1 pseudogene is annotated in these 1,431 nt (G+C 59.5%); it reads right to left on the reverse strand.

The annotated features are described in order from the left end of the window. Positions 1-1,376, reverse strand: a pseudogene (locus ABDB81_RS30305) (Tn3-like element IS1071 family transposase); the annotation flags it as partial. Positions 1,377-1,431: the final 55 nt, after the last annotated feature.

Raw genomic sequence — 1,431 nt, forward strand, 5'->3', positions numbered from 1 at the left:
CCATTGCGCACCGCGCGGCGCAGGGCAAACAGGGTGGCCACCTCCAACGCCTGAAACGCCCGTTCCCGGTCTGGGCTGGAGATCGAAACCTGCCAGATCATTCCCAGACTTGGTGCCACCACTTCAACTGGCAGCTTTCTGGATCCTTTGAGATATAAAGCTTGCAGCTTGGCAAGGTACTCGATGGCAGGATGCTCGCCGGTGGCCTGCCAGGGCAGCTTTGCAATGGCGACGAGCAACGACCGCACGGGGCGAATTCCATCAATCAATCCCTCGCGGACCAGGGAGGCCCTGCTCGGTGGTTTGCGTTTCTGGGTTTCGGTGATCAAGGCTTCAAGACGGGCACGCAACTCAGCATCTGGCACCGCACCTTGCGCGCTCAAGGCAACAAGTTCGCCGAGCAGCGTTTTGTACATTGCGGCCCAATTGACGGTAGCGGGGACATCGGCGGCAGCCTGACGCCACAGATCGGCGATCCGGCGCTGCACCATAAGGATCAACTGGTCTGTGGTGGTGAACAGGCAATACCGAAGAAAGCATGCGACCTCCACGGTGCGCGCTGGCTCTTTGATCTTGGCTCCGGCTGAGGGCGGCCTGGAGACAAGTCGGCGCGCGTAGCGGCGCAAGATGAGATCGGGGATGTCTGCCAGGTGCTTATGAACGTCCAGCGTGTAAAGCAGGTCGATGCGCTCCAGTACCTCGCTGATTTGGCGGGTTGAGTGTTTCGCCGGTGCAGCCCATAGCCAACTCTGCTGGGTTTGTCCATCTGGGCGCAGCTCTGAAACTGAGGCTCGCCAGCGATCAAGTGTTGCTGGATCAACGCTGGCGGCGATGGCGGTGCCTGTTTCAACTTCAAGCTGGGCAAGTGCCGCCGCAATCAGTGTCCGAATTGCCCGCTCGTGCACGATCACCAGCTTGTTCTTGTACAGCCATTGACGCGCCCGCACGAGTAGCTGATCGCGGTCGGCGCAGCGCGCCACTTCGTCGCGCAGTTCACGTACCAGTGAGCGGCGCTGGTGCTCGCTCATCCACTGGAATCCAAGGACCGTGCAGGCTACTTGTTGGTGATCGAATAGCGTGCGCCCGCGTTCATACATGGCTCTCAGCGAGGCGACTTCTGGTGCTGCAATGCCAAGCTCGTTGCCAAGGTGGCGCCACAAGGCTACTGGAATTACCCGAAAGGCACCGAGCAAACGCCCACTCATGCGCAGGAAACCAATATGGAGCGCCAGACCAAGCTTGTGGGAATCACCTCGGCGTGCATTGATTGCGTCGCGCTCGGCACCATCGAAGGTGAAAAATGCCTTCATCTCGAAGTCGCTGATATCGCGGGGGAGCCCACGCATCCCCAAAAACGTTGTGTGCCAACCCTGCATCGTGAACCTCAAAAGTGGGAGGCCACCATACCCGTTTACAAAGCGAACAGGAAAG

The sequence above is a fragment of the Cupriavidus sp. DL-D2 genome (genome assembly GCF_039710735.1).
GTDB lineage: Bacteria > Pseudomonadota > Gammaproteobacteria > Burkholderiales > Burkholderiaceae > Cupriavidus.